This is a genomic window from Humibacter ginsengiterrae (genome assembly GCF_054780115.1).
Genome location: NZ_BAAGWY010000007.1, coordinates 85,359 through 110,171 on the forward strand (window position 1 = coordinate 85,359; position 24,813 = coordinate 110,171).

The window sequence follows — 24,813 nt, forward strand, 5'->3', positions numbered from 1 at the left end:
AGCCGGCGCGATCGACGTTCTGATCGCGCCGGTCACGCGTCTCAGGCGACGAGCGGAAGCGCCGCGACGGATGCCCAGAAGCCGCCCAGAAGGTACGGGCCGAAAGCGATGCTCCCGCCTCCGCCCCGCGCGGTGAGCATCACCACGGCACCGACTCCGGCCGCGATGAAACCCAGCACGACCGTTCCCGCCACCACGAGCGCGGATGCCGCGCCGCCGGCCAGCGCCAGCACTGCCGCGAGTTTCACGTCGCCCATGCCGACGCCACCGGTGACAGCGAGAAGAGCGAAGAATCCGCCGACCGCCGCCGCGGCCAGAGCCGCTGCCGTCGGAGGTCTTCCGGTGGCGAGCCAGCCGAAGACCGCACCGATCGCGGCGAAGGCGAAGCCCGGCAGCACTATGGCGTTCGGCAGCCGGTGCTCCGTCAGATCGACGCGGCACAGTTCGGGGGTGACGAACGCGAGATACAGGCATCCGACCAGTTCGAATCGCACGCCGACGCCGGAGATGGCGATCACGATGAGCACGGCCGTGAGCGCGAACTGCCACACGAGCCGCGCACGGCGATTGCCTGGTCGGCTGGAGGCCTTCCGGTGATCGAAGCCGTGGAGCGTGGTGGACACGGCTCGACGCTAGTGGGAACGGGAAGGCGAGAACGTGATCTGTCCACAGGCGGGTACGCGTTGCCTGCCCGCGCCGGCCGTCCGCGGCGATGGACGGCTCGAGGCGGTCACGAGGCCATGGGCAGATGCACGACCGTCCGGCCCGTTGCAGCGGTCGGCGCCTGGGGCCGCGCGCCGGCCCCTCCCCGGCGCGCGGCAGCTTCTCAGGCGATCTCGCCGAACTCCAGGAGCTCGGTGACCAGTGCCGCGATCGCGGAGCGCTCGGAGCGCGTCAGCGTGACGTGCCCGAACAGCGGGTGACCCTTCAGGGTCTCGATCACGGAGGCGACACCGTCGTGGCGCCCGACCCGCAGGTTGTCGCGCTGGGCCACGTCGTGTGTGAGCACCACCTTCGAACCCTGCCCGATGCGGCTGAGCACGGTCAGCAGAACGTTGCGCTCCAGCGACTGCGCCTCATCGACGATGACGAACGCGTCGTGCAGTGAGCGCCCGCGGATGTGGGTGAGCGGCAGCACCTCGAGGATGCCGCGCTCCACCACCTCGTCGATGACGTTCTGCGAGACGACAGCACCGAGCGTGTCGTACACCGCCTCGCCCCAAGGGGTCATCTTCTCGCCCTGGTCGCCGGGAAGGTACCCGAGCTCCTGGCCGCCGACCGCATACAACGGGCGGAACACCATGATCTTCTTGTGCTGCTGTCGTTCGAGCACCGACTCGAGGCCCGCGCACAGGGCGAGCGCCGACTTGCCCGTGCCTGCACGACCGCCGAGCGACAGGATGCCGATCTCGGGGTCGAGCAGCATGTCGATGGCGAGGCGCTGCTCTGCCGAACGCCCATGCAGACCGAAGACGTCGCGGTCACCGCGCACGAGCTTCATCGTTCCGCCACCGGTCACTCGGCCGAGTGCCGAGCCTCGATCGGAGTGGACGATGAGCCCGGTGTTGACGGGGAGACCGTCGAGGGCATCCGACTCCAGCTCCTCACGCTCGTACAGCCTGGCCATGTCGGCCGAGCCGAGGTCGACGTCGGCAACTCCGGTCCAGCCGGACTCCGGCGCAAGCTCGGCGCGGTACTCCTCCGCCAGCAGGCCGATCGAGGCCGCCTTGACGCGCAGCGGCAGGTCCTTCGACACCACGGTCACGGCCAGTCCGTCGTTCGCCAGGTTCTGCGCGACGGCGAGGATGCGGGAGTCGTTGTCGCCCAACTGCAGTCCGCTGGGCAGGACGGACATGCTGGAGTGGTTCAGCTCGACGCGCAGCGACCCGCCATCGCCGACCGGGACGGGAAAGTCGAGGCGTCCGTGCTGCACGCGCATCTCGTCGAGCAGCCGCAGTGCCTGTCGGGCGAAGTACCCGATCTCAGGATCGTTGCGCTTGCCCTCGAGTTCGCTGATCACGACCACTGGGATCACGACGGCGTGCTCGGCGAACCGGAACAGCGCGCGCGGGTCCGACAGCAGCACCGATGTGTCGAGCACATACGTGCGCTCGATCTGGTGCGTCTGCGTGTCGACACTCGACTGCGCCGTTGTACGGGCCGCCGGAACCTGGGTTTGCATCGCGGTCACAACCACTCCCACCCCGCGCGTCCCACGGTGTGGGATTCTGCGCGGATCCTGTCGACGAAGCGGCCGCACCTTTCAAGACGATTCCGTGACGGACGCCCCGGCCGGGCCCGATGCCCGACACCTCGACGCTAGGCCCCGCCGCCGACATCCACGGGGAGACACGCGCGGCGGAGGGGTCTACGCCGTCGAGTATGACGTGAACGCGGCGCGCAGCATCTCAAGCGTCTCGTCGCCGAACGAGACATGGGCGCTCAACCGCACGGTTCCCGCGCGGGTCGTGGCCGTGATGCCGTGGTTGAACAGCGACGCGCTGAGCGGCGTCAGCTGCTCGCGCGATGGCTCGAGCACGACGATCCCCGCACGTTCCGGGGTCTCGCGTGCCGATGCGACCGGAATCGCGTACTCGTCGGCGAGGTCGATGATGCGGTCGACACGACCGGCCACGGCGGCCTCGAGCACGTCGACACCCACGGATGCCACGTCTTCCAATGCTGCAGACATCCGTGCCTGGGCGACGCTGTCGGCTCGTGCGACGGTGAACGCTCCCGCACCCCGCTCGGGCGGGAGCACCTCGTCGAACGGATCGACCACACCGGCACCCGTGTGGCCGCTCCAGACCGGAGTGAGGTTGTCTATCGCGCGCTCGGACAACGACATGAACGCTGCGCCCCACCCGGCGCGCAGCCACTTCTCCGCGCCGACCACGACGACGTCCGCGACTTCGTACGGGGCATCCACCACGCCGAAGCCCTGCACGGCGTCGACGATGAGCAGCCGGTCGCCGATGACCTGGCGGATGCCGTCGATGTCGGCCAGGTAGCCGGTACGCGAGTCCACCAGGCTGACCGCGACGGCGGTGACGGAGTCGGTCAGCTGCTCACGTACGGTGCCGGGGGTGACCCTGCCGTGGTGCGTCTCGAGCCACACCGGCTGCACCGCATGCAGCGCTTCGGATGCCCGTGCCGCCGAGAAGGTGAGCGACGGGAACTCGGCCCTGGAGAGCAGAACGGCACCGGTGAGCCCGAACATGGCGTGCATGAGGCCCGTGCCCACGTTCGGCTGGAACACGATCTGATCGGCGGGGAAGCCGGTGAGGGCGGACGCCGCCGTGCGCATCCGCTCGTCCTCGTTGCGCAGCGGCGCGAGCGAGCCGAACCTGCCCCGGGAGAGCACTTCGTTGACGCCCTGCACCTCGGCGACCACGGATGCGGAGAGCGGTCCGACCCTGGCGAAATCCAGATAGCCGGGTTCTTCCAGGAAACCTTCGGCGAACTCTTCAACCGTTGTCACGCGACCTCCCAGAGTCATTCTGCTGTGTCGCAGACAGTAGACAACAGGGTCAGTGCATCGTCGGCACGACTGCCGTCAACCGCGGCGTGCCGCCTCATCCGCCGTAGCGGCGGTTGCGGCGGGAGTAGTCGCGCACCGCCCGCAGGAAGTCGACCTCGCGCAGGTCCGGCCCGAGTGCCTCCACGAAGTAGAACTCGCTGTGCGCGCTCTGCCACAGCATGAAGTCGCTCAGGCGCTGCTCACCGGAGGTGCGGATGACCAGGTCGGGATCGGGCTGCCCCCCGGTGTACAGATGGGCCCCTATGAGGTCGGGTGTGAGCCGCTCGGCCAGCTCCTCCAGGCTGCGCCCCTCTGCGTGATGTTCCGCGACGATGCTGCGCATGGCATCCACGATCTCCTTGCGCCCGCCGTAGCCGACGGCGAGGTTCACGTGCATGCCGGGATTCTCCTTCGTGCTCTGCTCCGCGTCGCCGAGCGCCTGCACGAGGCGCTTCGGTAACCCGGACGTCGTACCGACATGCTGCACGCGCCAGTCCCCCGCCGCCGACACGGCGTGCGCGAGATCGGCGATGATCTCGATCAGATCGGCGAGCTCGCTGCGGTCGCGATTGCTCAGGTTGTCGGCGGACAGCAGGTACAGCGTGACGACCTTGACACCGAGTTCGTCGCACCAGGTGAGGAACTCGAGCATCTTCGCTGCGCCGGCCCGGTGACCGTGTGCGACCGTCTCCAGCCCGAGCTGCCGCGCCCATCGCCGGTTGCCGTCGATGATCATGGCGACGTGTTGGGGCACCGACGCCGGATCCAGACTGCGCCGAAGCCGGTTCTGGTACAGCCCGTACAGGAAACCGGGGCCGGGCTTCGGTATCCGGCTAGAAGTCACCCGATTACGTTATCGCGCGCGATGGAGCGCGGCCCCCAGCCGGTTATGCCGGCCCGGTTGCGGTCAGACGATTGCCACGTGCGTCCGCCTAGGCTTGTCTCATGCCCCGCCGCGCTTCCCGGGAATACGTCGACGTCGCCGACGAGCTCGCTCAGCCCGCCAGCAAGCTCTCGCCGTCCGACGCTGCGATCAAGGCGGACGACGAGCGTGAGAAGGGCGTCCCGAACCTGCCGCTTGTGGATGCCTCGGCCGCGCATCCGTCCGAGCTCAAGCCCACCTGGCGCGGCTGGATCCACGCCGCGACGTTCCCGCTGACGATCGCCGCCGGCATCGTGCTGATCTGCCTCTCGCACGGCGCGCCCGCGAAATGGGCGTCGGCGGTGTTCATGCTGACCTCGATGCTGCTGTTCGGCAACTCCGCGCTCTATCACCGGTTCAACTGGAAACCCCGCACCAAGCTCGTGCTCAAGCGGATCGATCACGCGAACATCTTTCTTCTCATCGCAGGCACGTACACCCCGGTCGGCATGCTCGCGCTGCCGTCGCAGAAGGGTTTCATACTGCTGTCGATCGTGTGGGGCGGGGCGCTGCTGGGCATCGCGTTCCACGTGTTCTGGATCACCGCGCCGCGCTGGCTCTACGTTCCGCTCTACGTGCTGCTCGGCTGGGCCGTGATCATGTACGTCGTCGACCTCGTGAACGCGAATGCGGCGATGATGGTTCTCGTCTTCGTCGGCGGCGGCCTCTACATGATCGGCGCACTCGTCTACGGTCTCAAGCGCCCCAACCCGTTCCCCGGCAGCTTCGGCTTCCACGAGATCTTCCACACGCTGACCGTGCTCGCCTTCCTGTGCCACTGGACCGCAGCGCTGCTGATCGCGCTGCATCCGGTCTACAACCGGTAGCGCAACGAAGGCTTGCCGGCTCAGGACACGGCGGCGAGCGCGAGCGTCGCAACGACTACGGTCACCGGCGCCACGACGAGACCGATGAGCATGTAGCGCCCCCACGGCACGTCCACACCGAGCCGCTTCAGCCGCGAGTGCCACAGCAACGTGGCCAGCGAGGCCCACGGCGTGATGAGCGGGCCGACGTTCACGCCGATGAGCAGCGCCATGAGCTGAAGCGGATGCTGCGCCACCGGCTCCAGGGCCAGGTACGCGGGCAGGTTGTTCACCACGTTCGCGCCGACGAGCCCCGCGCCGGCGACGCGGAGCAGGTCGCCCGGGGAGACGCCAGGGGCCGCGATCGCCGAAAGCACCGCGCGAGAGCCGACCGCCTCGAGGGCCCCCATGGCGAGGAAGAGACCGCCTGCGAAGACGACGGTCGACCACGGGAGCACTCCGAGGTGCAGGGCATCCCGACGCAGCGCCGTGAACACCACGACGAGCACGAGCGCCGCGATGCATGCGGGAACCCACACCGGAATGCCCGAGACCAGCGCCGGGAGAAGCGCCAGCACGACGATCGCGGCGGCGAGCGTGAGGCGTCGATCCACCACCTTCTCCCCCGAAGGCACGACGTAGCGGGCAGCGAGCGTGCGGCGCCCGATCACGGCAATCGCGACCACCGGCAGCAGCACCGCCACGATGGCCGGCGCCCAGCTCAGCGCGACGAAGCCGGCCGCGCCCACTCCCCCGAGCTTCTGCTCCGCGAGCAGATTCGTGAGGTTCGAGACCGGCAGCAGAAGCGACGCGCAGTTGGCGAGCATGACGGTGGTGAGCGCGAACGGCAGCGGATCCAGTCGCACATGCCGCGCCATGGTGACCACGATCGGGGTGAGCAGCACGGCGGTCGTGTCGAGCGACAGGAAGATCGTACTGACGGTCGCGACCGCGACCGTGAGGAGCCAGAGCATCCAGGCGCTGCCGCGTGCAGCTCGCGTGCTCCACCCTGCGACGACGTCGAACAGCCCGGCCTCCGCGGCGAGTTCGGCGACGACGGTGATGGCCAGCACGAAGAGCAGCACAGGCCAGACCCGGTCGACGAGGGTGAGGGCATCCCGTGCCGGATAGACGCCGAACAGGATGGCGATGCCGCCGGCAACGAGCAACCCCGCGCCGACGATCAGGCTGCGCACGTCCGCGTTCTCAGGAAGCGGCCGTCAGTCGCGGTCGGGACGCCGTGCGGCGTCCGTTCCGCCCCGCGCCTCGCCATCCGCCTTGACGACATCCGTGCCGCGCTGTGCCTCCTCGGCATCGAGCTTCGCGTTCACCTCGGCCCGGTAGCGGGCGCGGCGCACCCGGCGCATCATGTCCCAGATCAACAGGATCGTCACCACGGCGATCATCAGCGTGATGACGAAACCCCACACCCCGGGAGTGACCAGGTCGGCATTCGGGATCTTCGGCGACGGCGTGGGCGACGGCGTGACGGCCAGCAGGACTGTGGCGAGCACTCAGCGTGCCTCGATTCGCGCATCGGGAACGACGCTGTCGTCCTCGATCCCGGCGAAGAGATCGTTCTCGGGCACTGTGGTCTCCACCTTCGAGTCGATGAGTTGGTAGTCCTCGTACGGCCACGCCTTGCGCTGCACGTCGTTGGGCCAGAAGAAGAACGAGCTGTCGGGTGGCACCTGGCTGGCGTGCGACTTGAGCGCGGCGTCCCTGGCCTCGAAGAAGTCGCCGGCCGGAACACGGGTGGTGGCGAGGTCGGGCTGCTCGCCGAACCGCTCCATCATGCCCTCGAAGTGCTCGAGCAGCGGTGACTGGGGATCGTCGGCACGCACCTGTTCGAAGACGCTGGCCATGCGCTTCGCGTTGAAGATGCGGTCGTAGTAGAGCTTCGCGATCTGCCACGGCTCGCCGGCGTCCGGGTATCGCTCCGCATCCGCGGCCCACTCGTACGCCGCCACCGAGACGTCGTGGCAGCGGATGTGGTCGGGGTGCGGGTAGCCGCCGTTCTCGTCGTAGGTGAGGAGAACGTGCGGCCGGAACTCGCGGATCACTGCGACAAGCGGCTCGGCCGAGATCTCCAGCGGGATGTCTGCGAACGAGTTCGCCGGCACGCTGCCGTCGTCGCTGGGCATGCCGGAGTCGACGTATCCGAGCCAGCGGTGACGCACCCCCATCACCTTCGCTGCGGCATCCATCTCGATCCTGCGCAGTCCGGGCAGGTCTCGCTCGGCCATCGCCCGGGCGGCGAGCGAATCGTTGAGGATGTCTCCGCGCTCGCCGCCGGTGCAGCTCACGATCATGACGTCCACGCCGTGGTGGGCGTAGTACGCGTACGTCGCAGCGCCCTTGCTGGACTCGTCGTCGGGGTGGGCATGCACGGCGAGAAGTCGGAGAGTCATGGCAGGCATCCGGCAATCTGTGCGAGTCGCGCGGCGGTGCAAGCCGGCAACTGAGGGGCTGGTAGGTGTGGCGAACGAAGTCCGCGCCGACGGGCCTTCACAGCGAAAGCACGTAGGCTTGATGCCCAGCCTAATCGTTCGATATCGGAGGTCGCCTCGTGCCCGAACCCACGGCATCCGGGGCGCCGGCCGTCGGTGCGCGATACGGTCGCACGGCGCGCACGAGAAGTCGGGATCGCTGGCTGCTCGTGGCGCTCGGCGTCTTCATCGTGGTCGTGGTGGCGTGCTGGACAGTGTGGGCCGGCCTCGACCAGGTGCGCGGTTCGGGCATCACCGTCGACACCGGCGCCAATCAGGTGCTCGACGACCAGCACGTGAAGGTGTCGTACACGGTGTCGTCGGATGCCGGCGCATCGGTCGCCTGCGCGATCGAGGCCCAGGACGTGGAATTCACGGTCACCGGATGGAAGATCGTGCAGCTTCCGCGGTCGTCTCAGACCACGCGATCCTTCACCACGACGGTGCGCACGATGCAGCCCAGCGTGAGCGGATCGGTGGACTCCTGCTGGTCTTCGGCGGCACGCTGACGTAGAATCATCTGATACGCCCTGACGGACACGTTGGGGCGTAGATGTTTGATATGCCCGTTCGTCCTCCCCCATCCGTAGGAGTTCACATGTCCCAGGACACGCAGGTCACCTTCCTGACCCAGGAGGCGCACGACCGTCTCTCCGCTGAACTCGAGCACCTCAGTACTGTCGGCCGCAGCGAGATCGCCAAGCGCATCGAGGCCGCTCGCGAGGAGGGTGACCTCAAGGAGAACGGGGGCTACCACGCCGCCAAGGACGCCCAGGGCGTTCAAGAGGCCCGCATCGCCCAGCTCACCGAGCTGCTGCGCCACGCCAAGGTCGGCGAGGCCCCTCAGAGCCGAGGCGTGGTCGAGCCCGGAACGGTGGTGACGGCGGTCATCGCGGGCGACGAAGACACGTTCATCATCGGAAACCGTGAGATCGGCGACGGCAGCGAGCTCTCCGTGTACAGCGAGGCGAGCCCTCTCGGTGCCGCGATCCTCGGCCTCAGCGTGGGCGAGTCGACCTCGTACACGGCTCCGAATGGGCGCGAGATCCAGGTGAAGGTCACGAACGTGGAGACCTGGACGGGGCAGTAGCCGCTGATCGACAGCGCTCAGTCGACGATCGGGTCGTAGCCCGCTTCGCGCAGGATGCGCACCACTTCGGCCTTGTGCTCGGGTCCGCGCGTCTCGACGCTGACCTCGAGTTCGACCTGGCTGATCTGCAGGCCGTTGCCGTGCCGTGTGTGCAGCACCTCCACCACGTTGGCGTTGGCGGCAGCGATCAACTCCGACGTGCGAGCGAGCTGGCCCGGCCTGTCGGGAAGCATGAGCCGCAACTTGAGGTAGCGATCCGAGACGGCGAGGCCGGCGTCGACCACGCGCTGCATGAGCAGCGGATCGATGTTGCCTCCGGAGAGCACGACCACCGTGCGCCCCAGCTCCCCGGCGGATGCCTGCAACGCGCCGGAGAGCAGCGCTGCCACCCCGACAGCCCCGGCCGGCTCGACCACGAGCTTGGAACGCTCCAGCAGCACGAGAATGGCGCGTGCGGTGTCGTCATCGCTCACGGTGACGATGTCGTCGACCAGTTCCCGCACGATCTCGAAGTTCAACGCCCCCGGCCGTCCGACCGCGATGCCGTCGGCGATGGTGGGCCCGACGGCGATATCGGTCGGCGCACCGGCCGCCAGCGACACGGGGAACGCTGCGGCGTTCTCGGCTTGCACACCGATGATCCTGATGTCGCGTCCCTCGAGCCTCGCCCTCTGCTTGATGGCGGAAGCGACTCCCGCGATCAGTCCGCCGCCACCGATCGGGACCACGATGGTCTCGACATCGGGTACGTCGTCGAGGATGTCGAGCCCCAGCGCGGCCTGTCCCGTGATGACATCCGCATGATCGAACGGCGGAACGAGGATCGCACCCGTGTCGCGGGCGAACTCGGCGGCCGCCCGCAGAGGCTCCTCGACGGTCGCACCGCCCAGTACCACGTGCGCGCCATAGTCGCGGGTCGCCTGAAGCTTCGGAAGCGCGACGCCCAGGGGCATGAAGATGGTGGACTTGACGCCGAGCTGGCGAGCGGCGAACGCGACGCCTTGCGCGTGATTCCCCGCCGAGGCCGCGACCACGCCGCGCGCGCGCTGCTCTTCGCTCAGCTTGGACATCATGTAGTAGGCGCCGCGGATCTTGTACGACCCGGTGCGCTGCAAGTTCTCGCACTTCAGCAGCACAGGGGACCCGAGCAGCTCGGTGAGGTGGTTCGAGGTCTCGACCGGCGTCTTCTTCGCTACACGCGAGACGATCTCGTGGGCGTGCTCGATCTCGTCCAGGGCAGGGCCGACGGTATAGGGACGAGGAGTTTCGCTCACGGACGTCACCGCCACAGTTTACGTTCCCGGCCATTCCCGGCCGGCCATGAGACATCCCGCGCCGCTCGCGCAGAACCGCGGGCGCGGTGCACGCTCAGGACGAAGCAGCGCTACGCCGGTCGCGCCAGCGACGCGGGCGGGGCACGGTCTTCCACAAGGCATCCGGGGGCCCGGCGTACGCAGCGCCCGGCCCTGCGCGCCATGCTCCCGACGACACATACCTGACCATGACGTTGAGCACGGCCGCGAACGGCACGGCGAACAGTGCCCCGGGGATGCCCGCCAGCAGCGATCCCGCCGCCACCACCAGCACAACTGCGAGCGGGTGCACCTTCACGGCCGATCCCATGATGAGCGGTTGCAGCACGTGACCCTCGAGCTGCTGCACCGCGAGAACGCCGGCCAGCATGATGATCGCGGCGACCCAGCCGTTGTAGACCAGTGCGACGACCACCGCGAGCGCACCGGTGATGACCGCGCCCACGATCGGGATGAACGACCCGAGAAAGACCAGCACGGCGATCGGGATGACCAGGGGCAGGCCGAGGAAGAAGGCGACCAGCCCGATGCCGAGCGCGTCGATCGAGGCGACCAGAACCTGCACGCGGGCGAAGCTGGCCAGCGTGACCCAGCCGGCGCGACCGGCGCCATCCGTCGCGGCCCGCGCGCGCCGGGGAAAGATGCGCACGATCCACGACCAGATGCCATTGCCGTCGATCAGGATGAAGAGCGTGCTGAAGGCGGTGAGCACCGCGCCGGTGAGCACGTGCCCGAGCGTCGAGCCGATGGACAACGCGCCGGAGATGAGCACCTGGCTGTCTTGCTGCAGAGCCTTCAGTGCCTGGGAGACGTAGCTGTCGATCTGCTTGTCGGTGAGTTCCAGCGGCGGTGCCTGCAGCCACGCCTTGAAGCTGTCGAAGGCTTGCGCGCTCCGATGCTGAAGCGCCTGCGCCTCCCCGCGGATCTGCCATACGACGAGCACCACGAGGCCCCCCACCACGACGAGCACGGCCGCCAGTGCCACTACGATCGCGAGCCAGCGCGGCCACCTGTGGTGTGCGAGCCAATCGACGAACGGCACCAGCAACGCCGCGAGAAGCACAGCGACGAACACCGGCACCACGATGAGCCTCAGCTGCACGATGAGGAAGATCACGACCGCGATCACGGCGCCGATCAGCAGGAGGCGCCATGCCCACGCCGCGGACAGCCGCACGCCGCGGGGAATGGATGACTCGACGGTTTCGTGGCTCGTCTCGTCGGTGCTTGTGCCTTTGGGCACGGGATGGTTCGGCGCAGCTGGTCGGGCCATCGCGACAGTCTATTTGCGTTTGCTGAGCGTTGGCGATGTTCCGGCGGCCGGAAAGACAGTGGGTGCGGCTAGCGTCGTGCCGTGGCATCCAGTGCATCGGCAACACCCAGGATCTCCCCTGCCCTCGCCCGGCGAATCGCGCTTGCGGCTCAGGGATTCGGCAGGCCGCGTCCTGCGACAGTGGGCACCCGCCAGCTGAATGGCCTCATCGACCGCATCGGCCTGCTTCAGATCGATTCGGTCAACGTGTTCGAGCGCAGCCACTACCTTCCCGTGTTCGCCCGGCTCGGCGGGTACGACAAGGGGCTGCTGGACGCTCTCACGATGCGCTCGCGCGCGCCTTACACCGAGTACGTGGCACACGAGGCGGCGTTCCTACGGAGAGAGGACCGGTCGCTGTTCCAGTGGCGCATGGACGCGATGCGGAATCGCTATGGCGCGGGGACCGAGGAGTGGAACGCGGCCCACAGCAGTACCGCTCGGTGGCTGCTCGACGAGCTGGCGGCGAACGGCCCGATGGCCGCCAGCGACATCGAGCACGAGGAGAATGTGCGCAAGGGCCCCTGGTGGGGCTGGTCCGAGGTGAAGCACACTCTCGAGCTGCTCTTCCGGTTCGGTGACGTCGCCATCGCCGGCCGCAACAGATTCGAGCGTCGCTATGCGCTGCCAGAACAGGTGTTTCCGTCGTCGATGCTGGAGACGAGGATCGCGACTGCGGATGCCGTTCGCGAGCTCGTTCGCCGGTCCGTGCGTGCGCTGGGCATCGGCACGCTGGGCGACATCGCCGACTATTACCGGCTGAAGTCCGTTCCGACGCAGGGGGCGCTGGCCGAGCTCGAGGAGACGGCCGAGGTGCGTCGCGTCACGGTTCCAGGGTGGGAGCGTGCGCGGCGGCCGGCGCCCGTATGGCTCGCGACGGATGCCCGCCTGCCGCGCCGGGTGCAGGCATCCGCTCTGCTGTCGCCGTTCGATCCGATCGTGTGGGAACGTGCACGAGCGCTGCGGATGTTCGGCCTGGACTATCGCATCGAGATCTATACGCCGGCGCCGAAGCGAGTGTATGGCTACTACGTGCTTCCGGTGCTGCAGGACGACCGCATCGTGGCCCGCGTCGACCTGAAGAGCGACCGTCAGGCGGGCGTGCTCATCGTGCAGTCCGCCTGGGCCGAGGCCGATGCCGATGCGGAGACTCCGTTGCGCCTTGCCGCTCTGCTTCGCGAGGCGGCCGAGTGGCAGGGGCTCTCGGGGGTGCGGGTGCGCGACCGCGGAACCCTCTCCACGGAGCTCGCGTCGGCGGTGGCGGCCGGCTGACCAGCCACCACCGCTGACACGTCAAGAACCGCGGCCGTCGAGCTCCGGCTCCAGCGGCGGTTGCTGCTGCTCGATCGCGACCACCTTCGGGTCGTTCTCGTCGGCTCCGTAGTCCGACGCACGCGTGGCATCCGTGGTGTCCTTCACCCGGAATGCGCGCAGCACCAGCGTCACCACCGTGGCGACGACTGCGTTCAGCACGAACGCGGAGACGCCGATGTACACCGGGACCGCGGTGAACGGGAACGGGGCGATCGATCCGCCGAAGTGCGCGTGCGTTGCGGGGTTGATCACGTTGTATGCGGCCCATGTGCCGTAGGCGATTCCCACCGCCCAGCCGGCGAACAGCGCCCATTTGTTGAACCAGCGCGTGTACAGACCGGCGACGATCGCGGGGAACGTCTGCAGAATCCAGATGCCGCCCAGCAGTTGCAGGTTGATCGCCGACGACTGATCCATGCCCAGCACGAAGACCAGCGCGCCGAGCTTCACGAGCAGCGAGACCAGCTTGGAGACGCCCGCCTCCTGCTTCGGCGTGGCGTTCTTCTTGAACAGATCCTTGTAGATGTTGCGCGTGAACAGGTTGGATGCCGCGATCGACATGATCGCCGCCGGCACCAGCGCGCCGATCGCGATCGCGGCGAGCGCGATGCCGCTGAACCACGACGGGAACGAGTCCAGGAACAACTGCGGCACGATCAGTTGCGCGTTGATCGCACCGTTCGTGTCGATGGGCTGGGTTCCTGCCTTGATCGCCACATAGCCGAGCAGGGCGAGAAAGCCGAGCATCAGCGAGTACAACGGCAGCACCATCGCATTACGCCGGATGGTGTTGCGGCTCTTCGTGGACAGCACGCCCGTGATGGAGTGCGGATACATGAAGAGAGCCATCGCGCTGCCGAGCGCCAGGGTCCAGTACGCGTTGAAGCTGGCCGCTCCCGGGATGACGGCACCGAATGGGTTGCCGGTGGCCGGATTGACGGTGCTCAGCTTCTTCTCGGCGGCGCCGAAGATTCCCTCCCAACCGCCGAAGTGGGCAGGAAGGTAGGCGATCGCCACGATGATCGCGATGTAGATCAGGATGTCTTTCACGATCGCGATCAGCGCGGGGGCCCGCAGACCTCCGGTGTACGTGTAGGCGGCGAGCACGATGAACGCGATGATGAGCGGAAGGTCGGCCATGAACGGGTTCGTGTTGGAGCCGAGGCCGAGCACGGTGAGCACGGCCTTGATCCCGACCAGCTGCAGCGCGATGTACGGCATCGTGGCGATGATGCCGGTGACGGCGACCGCCACCGAGAGCCAGCGGCTGCCGTAGCGTCCGCCGACGAAGTCCGCCGGCGTGACGTAGCCGTGCCGGTGCGAGACGGACCACAGCCTCGACATCAGCAGGAACACGATCGGGTACAGCACGATCGTGTACGGCACGGCGAAGAAGCCGCTGACGGCACCGGATGCCCACATCGCGGCGGGAACCGCGACGAAGGTATATGCGGTGTACAGGTCTCCGCCGAGGAGGAACCAGGTGACCCAGGTTCCGAAGCCGCGGCCGCCGAGGCCCCACTCGTCGAGCGAGTTCAGGCCGCGGGCGCTCGGGTCGGTGCGCCAGCGGGAGGCGAGGAATCCGATCACCGCCACGACGACGAACAGCACGATGACCACGATGAGGGCGATCCAGTTGACCGGTCGGTTGCCATGGGCATCCGGACCAGTGGCGGCGACGTGGCCGGCGAGGGCGAGCAGGTGCGTCATCGGTCGTTCTCCTCGTCGTCGGCCGTGCTGGAGCCGGTGGCGGTGCCGGAGCGCCGGTCACGGCCATCCGTCGGAAGCGGCGTCGTGGAGCCCGCACCGCGCACCGCCGCACGGCGTCGCCTGTCTTCCTTGCGCATGATGAGATACGCGATGCCCAGCAGGCCGGAGGCGATGAACACCCACAGCAGCTGGTACCAGTAGAAGAACGGCATTCCCCACAGAGCCGGCTCCGCAAACGCGTAGAGCGGCACGATCAACGGCAAGATGATCGCGATCGCGATCAGGATGCCCGCGATCACGTACGGAACCGGCCTCGCCGGCCCGCGCGTGGGCATATCGGGTTCAGACACCATCGTCTCCTCGGCAGTGCTCGTGACAGAAGGCCGCCGGCCCCATGTGCGGGCCAGCGCAGAGACAACCTTTCACCCGGCGATCAGTCCGCGTCAAGAGCCGCGCCGACAAGGCTCGCGGAGTGGCCTCGTGAAGGGACAAGCCGCCCTGTCGCGGACGCGAGACGCTCTGCGAGGCGGCGGCCTGTACGGCGCCGAACCCAGCCAGGTGCTCAGTCGACCGCGGCACGCCTGGTCTCGCCAGGCGTGCAAGACAACTCAGAAGCTGGTGCCGATCTTCTTCAGACGGGCGATGCGATCCTCGATGGGCGGGTGGGTGGAGAACAACCGGCTCATCATGCTCGGCTTGAGCGGGTTCGCGATCCACAGGTGCGACATCGAGGAGTTCTGACGCCGCAGCGGGCGTCCGTACTGCTCCAGCTTGGCGAGCGCGCTGGCGAGCTCGTCGGGGTTGCGCGTGGTCATGGCGCTGGTGGCATCCGCCAGGTACTCGCGCTGACGCGAGATCGCCAGTTGCACGAGCGACGCCATCAGCGGTGCCAGGATCAGCGCGACGATGCCCACGATCAGAAGGATCGGATTTCCGCCGCCTCCGCCGCTGTTGTTGTTGCGGTTGTTGCCTCCGGCGAACGCGCCGAACATGCTCATGCGCAACAGGATGTCGGCGATCAGCCCGACGGCGACAACGAGACCGAACACGATCATCGACACCCGGATGTCGTAGTTGCGCACGTGGCCGAGCTCGTGAGCCATGACGCCCTCGAGCTCGGAGTCATCCATGATGTCCAGAAGCCCCGTGGTCGCGGCGACCACGGCGTGCTGCGGATCGCGCCCGGTGGCGAATGCGTTCGGGGCGGGGTCGTTGATGATGTACACCTTCGGCATCGGCATCCCCGTGGCGATGGACAGGTTCTCCACCGTGTTCCACAGGCGCGGGTTGTCGGCCTTCTGTATCTCCACCGCACCCGACGCCACTATGGCCTGCCCGGAGGCGGCGAAGTACTGGATGAGGGCGTACGCCACGGCCACGATCATCACGACGATGAGGATCGCCCAGCTGTGGAACAGGGCGCTGGCGAGCCATCCGATCAGGCCGATGATGACCAGGAAGAAGATGATGATGAAGACGGTGTTCCGCTTGTTCGCGGCTATCGCCCTGTACATAGACGGGTGTCCTGCAGTCCGGAGGTGTCGGGGTTACGAGATCGGCTGACGCGGCGGTCAGAACTGCACGCGCGGTGGCTCGGCGATGGCGTTCGCGTCGGCGACCTCGAAGAACTCGCGTGCGCTGAACCCGAGGCGCTTGGCGAACAGGTTGTTCGGGAACACCCGGATCTTCGTGTTGAACTCGCGTACTCCGCCGTTGTAGAAGCGGCGAGCGGCCTGGATCTTGTCTTCGGTGTCGACCAGATCGGACTGCAGGCGCAGGAAGTTCTGGCTCGCCTGCAACTGCGGGTACGCCTCGGCGACCGCGAAGATGCTCTTCAGCGCCTGCTGGATGTGGTTCTCGGCGGCGGACGCCTCTGCCGGTCCCTGCGCGGAGAGCGTCTCGGCGCGCGCCTTGGTGACGTCTTCGAAGACGGTCTTCTCGTGTGCGGCGTAGCCCTTGACGGTCTCGATCAGGTTGGGGATCAGATCGGCACGCCGCTTGAGCTGCACGGTGATGTCGCTCCACGCCTCGTCGACGCGCACGTTCAGCGTGACGAGCGAGTTGTACATCGCCCAGAAGTAGATGCCGATGATCACCAGAATCACGACGATGATGATGACGGGGATCAGCCATTCCATGGCGGGCTACTCCTTGCGAGCGTGGGCGGGCGTGTCAGCGCGACACCCGGTCATCCTACCGGCGCGCCGCCGACACTCTGCGCGTTCCCACGACTCTCGGAGCTAGGCCGTGGCAGGTGCACAGCGAAGGGTCGTGGCGGGCGGGTTCAGGCCAGTTCTACCGGCAGCTTTCGATGCCGACCGGCATGCTCAACCGGCGCTGCCTGCGCCCACGCGCACCGGGCCAAGAACGGATCGCAGGTAGCGGTTCTCGAACACCCCGGCGGGGTCCAGCCGGTCGCGCACCGCCACGAAGTCGTCGAAGCGCGGGTACGCCGGCCGCAGGTCGTCGGCCGTGCGCGTGTGCATCTTGCCCCAGTGCGGTCGTCCGTCATGAGAGCGCATGATGGCCTCGACCGCGGCGAAATACTCCTTGGGGTCCTCACGGTGGTAGCGGTGCACCGCGATGTAGCCGGTGTCGCGACCGTAGGCGGTGGACATCCAGTTGTCGTCGGCGGCCGCCGAACGGACCTCGACCGGGAACGAGATGCGCCAGCCCCGGGAGCGGATGAGCGCATCCACCTCGCGCACGGCGTGCGGCACCGCCTCGCGCGGCAGGGCGTATTCCATCTCCCGGAACCGCACCGAGCGGTCGCTGACGAAGACGCGGGGCGAGTCGTCGGTGAAGTCGCCATTGCCCATCAGGCGTGCCGCGAGACGATTCACCCGCGGAACCATGGCAGGAAAGACCGAGCCGAACGCACAGATCGCTCGATAGGCCCCATTCGCGACCAGTTCGTCGTCGACCCAGGAACCGAACCGGGGGCGCGGATGCCGGTCCGCGTCCGCCGGCAGGCGCGTGTTCGTCTTCGTGACAGCCGTGTCGGTGTGCGGAAACCAGTAGAACTCGAAGTGGTCCTCGTTCGCGGACCGCTCGAGGTAGGCATCCAGAACCCCCCCGAGCGGTTCAGAGCGCTCAACGGCGTGCAGCAGAAAAGCGGGCACGCACTGGATGGTGAGGTCGACGAGCACGCCGAGTGCGCCGAGCCCGAGACGCACCGCGGGCAGCAGCTCGGCGTTCTCGGTCTCGTTCACGCTCAGGAGCGATCCGTCGCCGGTGACGAGCGTCGCGCCCGCGATCTGCGTGGCCAGCCCGCCGAATCGGCCTCCCGTGCCGTGCGTACCGGTCGAGGTGGCGCCTGCGATCGTCTGCCGGTCGATGTCGCCCATATTCTCCAGGGCCAGCCCGTACGGCTCCAGAAGCTCGGGGAGCCGGTACAGATTCGTCCCTGCGCCGAAAGTGACCCGAGCGGATGCCTCATCGACCGCGAGCACGCCGCTCAGCGCATGCAGGTCCAGCTGCACGCCCGGCGCGACCGCGGCCCCTGAGAAGCTGTGCCCCGCACCGATCGGCTTGACATGCAGCCCGCGCGTCGCCGCCGCCACGACCGCGCGTTGCACGGCACCGGCATCCTTCGGTCGCTCGACTCGAGCGGGACGGATCTTCTCGCTGCGTCCCCAGTTGCGCCACAGCGCTCCCGTCCTGGCTGCCCCGCTCACAGGAAGGCCTTCCCATCGCCCCGGTAGGTGGGCACGGAGCCGACGACCTCGCCTCCTTCGACGAGGACGAACTCGTTCACGTGCTCGCTCAGCTCCCCGGACTTCGTGTGCCGGAACCACACCCGGTCGCCCGTGCGCAGCCCCGCGGCGTTCGGGCCGCTCACCGGCGTCTGCACCTCGCCTGCCATCTCCCGCGGCGCCATCCGCAGTCCGGTGGGCCAGACGATGGAAGGCAGCCTGTCGGCGGCGGGCGGGCCGGATGCCACCCATCCGCCGCCCAGGATCGTGGCACTCCCCGCTTGCGCTTTGCGCACCACGTCGAGGGCGAACGCGGCCGCCGGCGCAGGCGAGAACGAGCGGTAGTTGTCGAACAGGTGGCCCCCGAGCAGCCCGCTGCCCGCCCCGATCTCGGTGACGGAGGGATCTGACGAGGTGAACTCGAGCGAGCCGGTTCCGCCGCCGTTGACGAACTCGAGCTCGGCGACGCGACGCACTGCCGCGACGGCGGCCGCCCTGCGCTCCAGGAGTTCCGCCTTCGAGTTGCGCTGCATCCAGCGCACAGTGGCCGCGTAGCCGGGCCGGCCGGCGGGCGCGTCGCCTTGGCCAGCGATCTGCGCCTCGTACGCCATCATGCCGATGAGCGTGAATCCCGGGCGCGCCGCGATGTGTGCCGCCAGTTTCTCAGCGTCATCCGGCGTGTGTACGGGAGAGCGGAAGACGCCGATGCGGCCGACGGGGCCGAGCCAGGAGGCATCCAGTTCGAGGGCGACGCGAACGCTCTCGCGAGCGCCGGGCGCTGCGACGCTGTCGATGAGGTCGAGGTGATCGACCGAATCGATCATGAGGGTCACGCGTGAGGAGAGCTCCGGCGAGGTCGCGAGGCGGTGGATGGCGGAGCGGGCAGCCGTCGGGTATCCGACGACGACATCATGGATCGGCTCGTGCTCGCTGTCCCCCTCGGCCAGCCACAGTGCCTCTGGCAGCGTGTACGCGAGCACGCCGCGGAACCCGGGCAGCGCCAGTGCGGCCTCGACGACGGCTCGCACGCGCACGGACTTCGAGGCGATGCGGATGGGAGTTCCGCCCGCTCGGCGGAGCATGTCATGCGCGTTGGCCCGCAACGCGTCGAGCTCGAGCACGGCGACCGGCGCGTCGAGGTGAGCGGTCGCCGCGGTCAGCGACGGCCAATACAGCGCAGGGTTCCCCCAGCGTCGGCGGGATGCCTGCGGCGGCAGCGAGAGGTCGATGGCAGAAGAGCGCATTCCGGAGCTTTCGTGCTGGTCTTGCTGGGCGATGACCGTCATCAGCGCACCGACTTCACCCGGGAGACGGCGACGGCGCCTGCGAAGGCGAACACCGCGGCCATGATGAACAGGCCCGCGAAACCTGCCACGAACACCAGCAGCGCGCCGAGCAACGGCGCTGCCGCCTGCGGCACAGCGGTCGCGATGTTCATGATGCCGAGATCCTTTCCGCGTGTTTCCGGGTCGGGGAGCACCTGGGTCGCGAGCGCCTGGTCGACCGCCAGGAAGCATCCGTATCCGAGGCCGAGCAGGCCGGCGGCGATCATCGTGACCCCGAACGTCGGCACGAACGCCAGGATCAGCGCGGCCAGTGCCTGGAGCGTCGAGGACAGGAACACGAACGCCTTGCGTCTGCCCAGCACGTCGGAGAGCTTGCCGAGACCCAGTGCGGCCGCGATCACGAAGACCATGTAGATGAGCGTGAGCACGACGAGGTCGTCCTGCGCCTGCTTGTCATGCAGCCCGAACTCGAGGAAGTACAGCAGCAGCGTCGTACCGAACGCGTTGCCGAAGTTCACCAGGATGCGGCTCAGCAGCGTCCAGCCGAAGTCCGGGTAGCGCTTCGGGCTGATCCACAGCGAGTCCATCATGGCCGCCAGCGACCACGGCGCCCGCTGGCTGGGCAGCAGCACGGCATCGGGGATGAAGAGGAACGGGATCACGAACACGATGAGCAGCACGGCCATCGCCGCGTAGCCGAGAAACGTGCCCAGTGCGAGCATCGTGACGAGCAGGATGCCGGCGATGATGCCGATCGCCTGCGGAGCCGACAACCAGCCCGAGACATAACCGCGCTGGTCGACCGGAACCTGGTCGCTGATGGTGGCGGTGAGTGCCGCCGTGAGCACGCAGAACCCGATCAGCGCGAAGCACCAGAAGACTCCGATGCCGGCCATGGTGTTCTGCACGCCGAGCAGCAGCAGCGAGACCGCGAAGATCAACGCGCCCGCTGCTATCCAAGGCCTTCTGCGGCCGAACCGGCTCGTGGTGCGGTCGGAGAGCGCGCCCGTCACCGGAAAGGCGACGATGGCGCAGAGAGCGGAGATGCCGGAGATGATGCCGAACGCGATCACGTTCTGCACCCAGTCATCCGTCTTCAACTGATTCTGGATCTGCGCGGGCAGCAGCAGTTGGATGGGCGTGAGCTGCGCCATCCAGACGCCGAACCAGGCGAGTGCGAAGGCGGCGATCCAGCGTCCGCCGACGCGCCGGACCGGCTCGGCGAAGACGGCGACCGTCAGCGGAGCGTCGTCCGCCGTCGCGTTGTCCGCGCTCATGCCCGTGCTCCCAAGGCGCTGGTGCGATCTTCATGCGGCCGCACATCCACGGCTTCGGCGACCGGCTCGCTCAGCCGCGCGACGGCATCCGCTGCGAAATCGATGAGCCGATGGGCGGCCGCGTCGTCACGGGTCGCCAGCCACGTCGACGTGAGTCCGTCGGTGAGTCCGACCAGCAGGCGTCCGATCTCGTCGACCGGCCGCAGCCAGCGGGCGCCGACCAGTTCTGCCGCGGTCTCGAGCGAGGCGACCGCGAGCGCAAAGTAGCTCTCGTACTGCAGCCGCGCGAGGTGCTCTGCGCCGGGCGTGCGCTGCGAGTACTGCGCCAGCTCGTACATCGCCCGCTCGTGATCCGGGTCGGCGACGACCCCTGCGAAGTAGTGCTGCAGGCCGGCGCGCAGCGCCTCGCGCATGTCGGCGGGAGCGGATGCCGGCACCATCGCGGGCAGGATCGAGCGCTCCTCCTGCTCCACGACGTGCTTCACCACCTCGCGCATCAGCTCGTCGCGGGATTCGAAGGCGTAGTGGAAGGATGCCTGCGGCATGCCGGCATCCGCGGAGATCGCGCGCGTCGTGGCGGCCGAGACCCCCTCCCGCGCGATCACCCGCAGTGCGGCGCTGACGAGGGCGGCTCGTCGCTCGGAGACCGACATGCGCGTCATGCGCCGGACCGTTCGGGTTGCGATGTGATGTGCTGCATGATGGCTCCTGCTCCTCGTCGAACAGAGACAACGAGATCGACGGGTCGCCCGTCCGCCGAACTTGGTCAGTTGACCAAGTATGCATCATCCGGGACCGGACCGCACCCCTGCGCCGCACCGAAGGTGTGCCAATCCTTGCTGGATACGACGCGCAACGTGTGATGTGCTTCCGACATGTCCGAACAGAATGTTCCGGTACCGGGTCAGCATGCGGATGAGCCGCACCGCGTCGGCCTCGCGCAGCGGCTGAACTGGCTGCGAGCCGGGGTGCTGGGCGCCAACGACGGAATCGTGTCGGTGGCGGCGATCGTCGTCGGTGTCGCGGGTGCGACACCCAGCATCGGCCCCATCGTCGTCGCCGGTCTTGCAGCGCTCGTGGGCGGAGCCGTTTCGATGGCGCTCGGAGAATACGTCTCAGTCAGCAGTCAGCGCGACAGCGAGCGCGCGCTGATCGCGAAGGAGACCGAAGAACTCGCCACGATGCCCGAAGAGGAGTTCGAGGAGCTCGCCGGCCTGTACCGCGCGAAGGGGCTCTCGGAGAAGACCGCGTACCTGGTGGCGACCGAGCTGACCGAACACGACGCCCTCCGGGCGCACCTGTCAGCGGAGCTCGACATCGACCCCGACGACGTCGTCAGTCCTTGGCATGCGGCCCTGGCGTCGGCGCTGTCGTTCTTCGTCGGCGGCGCGCTCCCGATGCTGACGATCCTGCTCCCGGCGGCGTACCGCATCCCGATCACGTTCGCCGCGGTCATCGTGGCGCTCGGACTCACCGGATACGCCGCCGCAGCGATCGGCGGAAGCTCGCGCTGGAGAGCCGCATTCCGTGTCGTGATCGGCGGAGCCATCGCGCTCGCAGCCACCTTCGTCATCGGCCGGATCTTCCACACCTCAGGCGTGTGAGGCGCGCCAGGGAGTGGGCTCTATGCGCCTACGCTCCCCCGGCACTCACGATGAAGTCCGTCACGAAGCCCGCGATCAGCCCGATCATGACCCCGATATAGAGCGTGTAGCCGCGGCTCATCTTGAGCGCGACTCCGATCAGCTGCACGAGCACGTAGATGATCGACCCTGCGGCGAGCGCCAGGAAGACCAGGCCGAGCGCGTCGTTGACCACGACGCTGCCGAGCAGGGTTCCGACCAAGGTGGGGCCACCGCCGATCGCACCGAGAATCGCCAGTTGACGCCAGCGCGGCCGTACTGACGACGCCGCCATCGGCGCGGTGATACCGAAGCCCTCCGTCGCGTTGTGCAGGGCGAAGCCGATGACGAGGGTGACCGCGAGCTGCAACTGGCCAGAAGCGGCCGACTGGCCGATCGCAAGACCTTCGGAGAAGTTGTGCAGCCCGATGCCCACCGCGATGAGGAACGCGAGCCTGCTGGCCGGGTCGCCGAGCCGGAGCACGCCATGGATCGGCACGTGCAGCTCGCGAGGTCTCCGCGCGATCCAGCGGTCGTAGGCGACGAGCCCGATGAGCCCCATGGCAATGCCTGCGAACAACAGCGCCGCGAGCCCGGCGAACGGCCACCAGGACCGGCCGTCCGTCGCTGCGGTGAGCGCGGCATCCACCGGGTCGACGGCGTGCGCGAGCACGTCCCAGAGCAGGAAGAGCAGGACCCCGATGGTGATGGCGTTGAGGAGCGCCCGCAGACCCGCGCCGCGTGCTGGAAGCCTTCCGATCGGAAGACCGATGAAGATCGTCCCACCCGCGATGATGCCCATCATGATGACGGTCCCTGTGGTCACGCACACTCTCTTTCGCCGGGAAGCTTAGGCATACCTAACCTACTGGACGGAATGCACTCCTCCGTACCGCGGGTCTCCGTCGTGAGCCGGAGTCCCTGTGTGCGCGACTTATGAGCTGCTGACGAGAACGTTGTGAGACGCGGCCAAGCCGCCGACTCTTGTTCGTTCCTGTGGGTGCTGAGCGTGCGATGGGTTCATGACGGTTCTCGCTCCGCGCAGCATACGAGTGCCGTCTCGCCCGCACGGGAACCCGCCAGAGGCACCGGACCATCGTCTCCGGCGGCGCGCCCTGTTCTCCCTCGGGTTCCCAGCTGCCACGCTGGGTGCGGCGCTGCTGGTGTGGTTCCGCTTGCCTCCGGTGGCGCACGACACTCTGTGGGCCGAAGACGGCCGGCTGTTCCTCTTCGGTGCGGAGCAACACGGACTCTTCGGCGCGACGTTCGTCCCCTACGCCGGTTACCTCCAGTTCGTCCCGCGCCTGATCGCCGCAGCGGTGGTGCAGTGGCTACCCGCAGCCGATTGGGCGCTGGGGATGACCGCGGGCGCGTGCCTGGTCACCGGAGCGATCGCGTGCGTCGTCTTCGTCGCCTCGCGCGATGTGCTGTTCAGCCGAACCCTGCGCGTGATCCTGGCCTCCGTCGTCGTGCTACTTCCGCTGGGCCCCCGCGACGTTCTCGGCACCCCGACGAACCTGCACTCCCTGCTCATGTGGATGCTGTTCTGGCTGCTCCTCTTCACGCCCCGCACCCGAGGCGGTGCCGTCATCATGAGCCTGATGGGCCTCGCCGCCGCACTCAGCGAGATCCAGGCCGTCTTCCTTCTCCCTCTGCTGGTTCCGGCGGCACGCAGGCGACACGGGTGGATGCTCGTCGCCGGCCCGGCGATCGGAATTGCCACGCAGCTCGTCGTCACCCTCCTGGCACCGCGAAGCCTGCCGAGCGCAGCACAGGACTCACCCCTCTCGATCGCGGAGGGATACCTGATCAACGCGATCGTTCCCGACCTCATGCCGCAGAGCCAGGTCGGGCGGTTCGTGGCGACTGGAGGCCTGATCCTCGCCGTGGCCATCGTCGCGCTGCTCGCCGGGCTGGTGGCCGTCGCCTGGCGTCACGCCCTTGCGCGGCAACGCCTGGCCATCCTCGCGGCGGCAACCCTCTCGATCGTCGTCTGGACGGCATCCGTCGTGGACAACCCCGCTCCGTTCTACGACTACGCGGCGCTCTCGCACAGTCAGCTGCTGCACATCTGGCTGACCAGGTACGGCGTGGTCCCCGGAATGCTGTTGATCAGCATCGCGCTCGTCGCCGCCGACGTGCTGCTTCGCCGGCCCCGGCACCCGACCGATCTAGCGCCGGGGGGCCATCCAAGGCGACGGTACAGGGTTCGGTACACGCTCGGGCTAGCGGCCGTAGCCTGCGTCGCCGCCTGCCTGACAGCGAACTACCTGCCCACCTGGACGCGTCGCTCATCCGGACCCAGCTGGTCGCAGCAGATCCCGGCAGCGCAGGATGCCTGTTCCGACGCACCCGACCTCAGAACCGTCACCCTGAACGAGACTCTCGGATGGCACGTGCCCGTGCTCTGCGGGTACCTGCGCGAGTAACGTGATCGCGGCTTCGCGGCTAAATCGC

The 24,813-nt window shown here is 68.0% G+C and carries 24 protein-coding genes; 6 read left to right on the plus strand and 18 right to left on the minus strand.

Annotated elements, in window-relative coordinates; all coding sequences use genetic code 11:
- Positions 1–41 precede the first annotated feature (41 nt).
- The 4 genes from ACYVII_RS10255 to ACYVII_RS10270 form a co-directional block, all read right to left on the minus strand.
- Complete coding sequence (locus ACYVII_RS10255; RefSeq protein WP_460534560.1) at positions 42–623, minus strand: prepilin peptidase; 582 nt, start codon at positions 621–623, stop codon at positions 42–44.
- A gap of 203 nt (positions 624–826) precedes the next feature.
- Positions 827–2,182: a PhoH family protein gene (locus ACYVII_RS10260; protein ID WP_460534830.1), complete on the minus strand. Its 1,356-nt coding sequence runs from the start codon at positions 2,180–2,182 to the stop codon at positions 827–829.
- Positions 2,183–2,368: 186 nt separating this feature from the next.
- Complete coding sequence (locus tag ACYVII_RS10265) at positions 2,369–3,481, minus strand: aminotransferase class V-fold PLP-dependent enzyme (RefSeq protein WP_460534562.1); 1,113 nt, start codon at positions 3,479–3,481, stop codon at positions 2,369–2,371.
- A 94-nt stretch (positions 3,482–3,575) separates the two neighbouring features.
- On the minus strand, positions 3,576–4,364 hold the full coding sequence (locus ACYVII_RS10270) for an undecaprenyl diphosphate synthase family protein (protein WP_460534564.1): 789 nt from the start codon (positions 4,362–4,364) through the stop codon (positions 3,576–3,578).
- A 101-nt stretch (positions 4,365–4,465) separates the two neighbouring features.
- Here ACYVII_RS10270 and trhA point away from each other — a divergent pair, with 101 nt between their 5' ends.
- A complete protein-coding gene (gene trhA, locus ACYVII_RS10275; RefSeq protein WP_460534566.1) occupies positions 4,466–5,269 on the plus strand; it encodes a PAQR family membrane homeostasis protein in 804 nt (267 codons plus the stop codon).
- Between the two features lie 20 nt (positions 5,270–5,289).
- On the opposite strand, the gene ACYVII_RS10280 is transcribed toward trhA, so the two are convergent.
- From ACYVII_RS10280 to mca, 3 genes are read right to left on the minus strand one after another with little or no spacing between them, the layout of a single operon-like run.
- Complete coding sequence (locus tag ACYVII_RS10280; RefSeq protein WP_460534568.1) at positions 5,290–6,444, minus strand: ArsB/NhaD family transporter; 1,155 nt, start codon at positions 6,442–6,444, stop codon at positions 5,290–5,292.
- A gap of 24 nt (positions 6,445–6,468) precedes the next feature.
- Positions 6,469–6,762 carry a hypothetical protein gene (locus tag ACYVII_RS10285; protein ID WP_460534570.1) on the minus strand — a complete coding sequence of 98 codons (294 nt, stop codon included), beginning with the start codon at positions 6,760–6,762 and terminating at the stop codon, positions 6,469–6,471.
- Positions 6,763–7,659 (minus strand): mycothiol conjugate amidase Mca, encoded by an 897-nt coding sequence (gene mca, locus ACYVII_RS10290; protein ID WP_460534572.1) that lies wholly within the window; start codon positions 7,657–7,659, stop codon positions 6,763–6,765.
- Between the two features lie 158 nt (positions 7,660–7,817).
- Between mca and ACYVII_RS10295 the strand changes: the two genes are divergently transcribed.
- Positions 7,818–8,246, plus strand: a complete 429-nt coding sequence (locus ACYVII_RS10295; RefSeq protein ID WP_460534574.1) for a DUF4307 domain-containing protein — start codon at positions 7,818–7,820, stop codon at positions 8,244–8,246.
- A gap of 89 nt (positions 8,247–8,335) precedes the next feature.
- Positions 8,336–8,827 carry a GreA/GreB family elongation factor gene (gene greA / locus ACYVII_RS10300; RefSeq protein ID WP_460534576.1) on the plus strand — a complete coding sequence of 164 codons (492 nt, stop codon included), beginning with the start codon at positions 8,336–8,338 and terminating at the stop codon, positions 8,825–8,827.
- A gap of 17 nt (positions 8,828–8,844) precedes the next feature.
- Here greA and ilvA read toward each other — a convergent pair whose 3' ends face one another.
- Both ilvA and ACYVII_RS10310 read right to left on the minus strand, forming a co-directional pair.
- Positions 8,845–10,101, minus strand: coding sequence for a threonine ammonia-lyase (gene ilvA, locus ACYVII_RS10305; RefSeq protein ID WP_460534578.1), 1,257 nt, complete (start codon positions 10,099–10,101; stop codon positions 8,845–8,847).
- 94 nt (positions 10,102–10,195) lie between these two features.
- Positions 10,196–11,413: an AI-2E family transporter gene (locus ACYVII_RS10310; protein ID WP_460534580.1), complete on the minus strand. Its 1,218-nt coding sequence runs from the start codon at positions 11,411–11,413 to the stop codon at positions 10,196–10,198.
- Positions 11,414–11,494: 81 nt separating this feature from the next.
- Between ACYVII_RS10310 and ACYVII_RS10315 the strand changes: the two genes are divergently transcribed.
- A complete protein-coding gene (locus ACYVII_RS10315; protein WP_460534582.1) occupies positions 11,495–12,724 on the plus strand; it encodes a winged helix-turn-helix domain-containing protein in 1,230 nt (409 codons plus the stop codon).
- Positions 12,725–12,745: 21 nt separating this feature from the next.
- Here ACYVII_RS10315 and mctP read toward each other — a convergent pair whose 3' ends face one another.
- The 8 genes from mctP to ACYVII_RS10355 all read right to left on the minus strand — a co-directional run bounded on the left by mctP (position 12,746) and on the right by ACYVII_RS10355 (position 21,396).
- Positions 12,746–14,476, minus strand: a complete 1,731-nt coding sequence (mctP, locus tag ACYVII_RS10320; RefSeq protein WP_460534584.1) for a sodium:solute symporter family protein — start codon at positions 14,474–14,476, stop codon at positions 12,746–12,748.
- Complete coding sequence (locus tag ACYVII_RS10325; RefSeq protein WP_460534586.1) at positions 14,473–14,826, minus strand: DUF3311 domain-containing protein; 354 nt, start codon at positions 14,824–14,826, stop codon at positions 14,473–14,475. Before ACYVII_RS10325 ends, mctP begins: the two co-directional genes overlap by 4 nt.
- Before the next feature lie 258 nt (positions 14,827–15,084).
- Positions 15,085–15,990 (minus strand): M48 family metallopeptidase, encoded by a 906-nt coding sequence (locus tag ACYVII_RS10330; RefSeq protein WP_460534588.1) that lies wholly within the window; start codon positions 15,988–15,990, stop codon positions 15,085–15,087.
- Positions 15,991–16,047: 57 nt separating this feature from the next.
- Positions 16,048–16,614, minus strand: a complete 567-nt coding sequence (locus ACYVII_RS10335) for a LemA family protein (RefSeq protein ID WP_460534590.1) — start codon at positions 16,612–16,614, stop codon at positions 16,048–16,050.
- 189 nt (positions 16,615–16,803) lie between these two features.
- Positions 16,804–18,153 (minus strand): FAD-binding oxidoreductase, encoded by a 1,350-nt coding sequence (locus ACYVII_RS10340; RefSeq protein WP_460534592.1) that lies wholly within the window; start codon positions 18,151–18,153, stop codon positions 16,804–16,806.
- Positions 18,150–19,415, minus strand: coding sequence for an alanine racemase (locus tag ACYVII_RS10345; RefSeq protein WP_460534832.1), 1,266 nt, complete (start codon positions 19,413–19,415; stop codon positions 18,150–18,152). Before ACYVII_RS10345 ends, ACYVII_RS10340 begins: the two co-directional genes overlap by 4 nt.
- 41 nt (positions 19,416–19,456) lie before the next feature.
- A complete protein-coding gene (locus tag ACYVII_RS10350; protein ID WP_460534594.1) occupies positions 19,457–20,734 on the minus strand; it encodes an MFS transporter in 1,278 nt (425 codons plus the stop codon).
- Entirely contained in the window at positions 20,731–21,396 is a 666-nt protein-coding gene (locus ACYVII_RS10355; RefSeq protein ID WP_460534596.1) for a TetR/AcrR family transcriptional regulator, read from the minus strand. Before ACYVII_RS10355 ends, ACYVII_RS10350 begins: the two co-directional genes overlap by 4 nt.
- 213 nt (positions 21,397–21,609) lie before the next feature.
- Between ACYVII_RS10355 and ACYVII_RS10360 the strand changes: the two genes are divergently transcribed.
- Positions 21,610–22,338, plus strand: a complete 729-nt coding sequence (locus tag ACYVII_RS10360) for a VIT1/CCC1 transporter family protein (protein ID WP_460534598.1) — start codon at positions 21,610–21,612, stop codon at positions 22,336–22,338.
- 28 nt (positions 22,339–22,366) lie between these two features.
- On the opposite strand, the gene ACYVII_RS10365 is transcribed toward ACYVII_RS10360, so the two are convergent.
- A complete protein-coding gene (locus ACYVII_RS10365; RefSeq protein WP_460534600.1) occupies positions 22,367–23,182 on the minus strand; it encodes a ZIP family metal transporter in 816 nt (271 codons plus the stop codon).
- A gap of 196 nt (positions 23,183–23,378) precedes the next feature.
- Here ACYVII_RS10365 and ACYVII_RS10370 point away from each other — a divergent pair, with 196 nt between their 5' ends.
- The gene (locus ACYVII_RS10370; RefSeq protein ID WP_460534602.1) at positions 23,379–24,785 is read left to right on the plus strand and encodes a hypothetical protein; all 1,407 of its coding nucleotides are present in this window, start codon (positions 23,379–23,381) and stop codon (positions 24,783–24,785) included.
- The last annotated feature ends 28 nt before the right edge of the window (positions 24,786–24,813 follow it).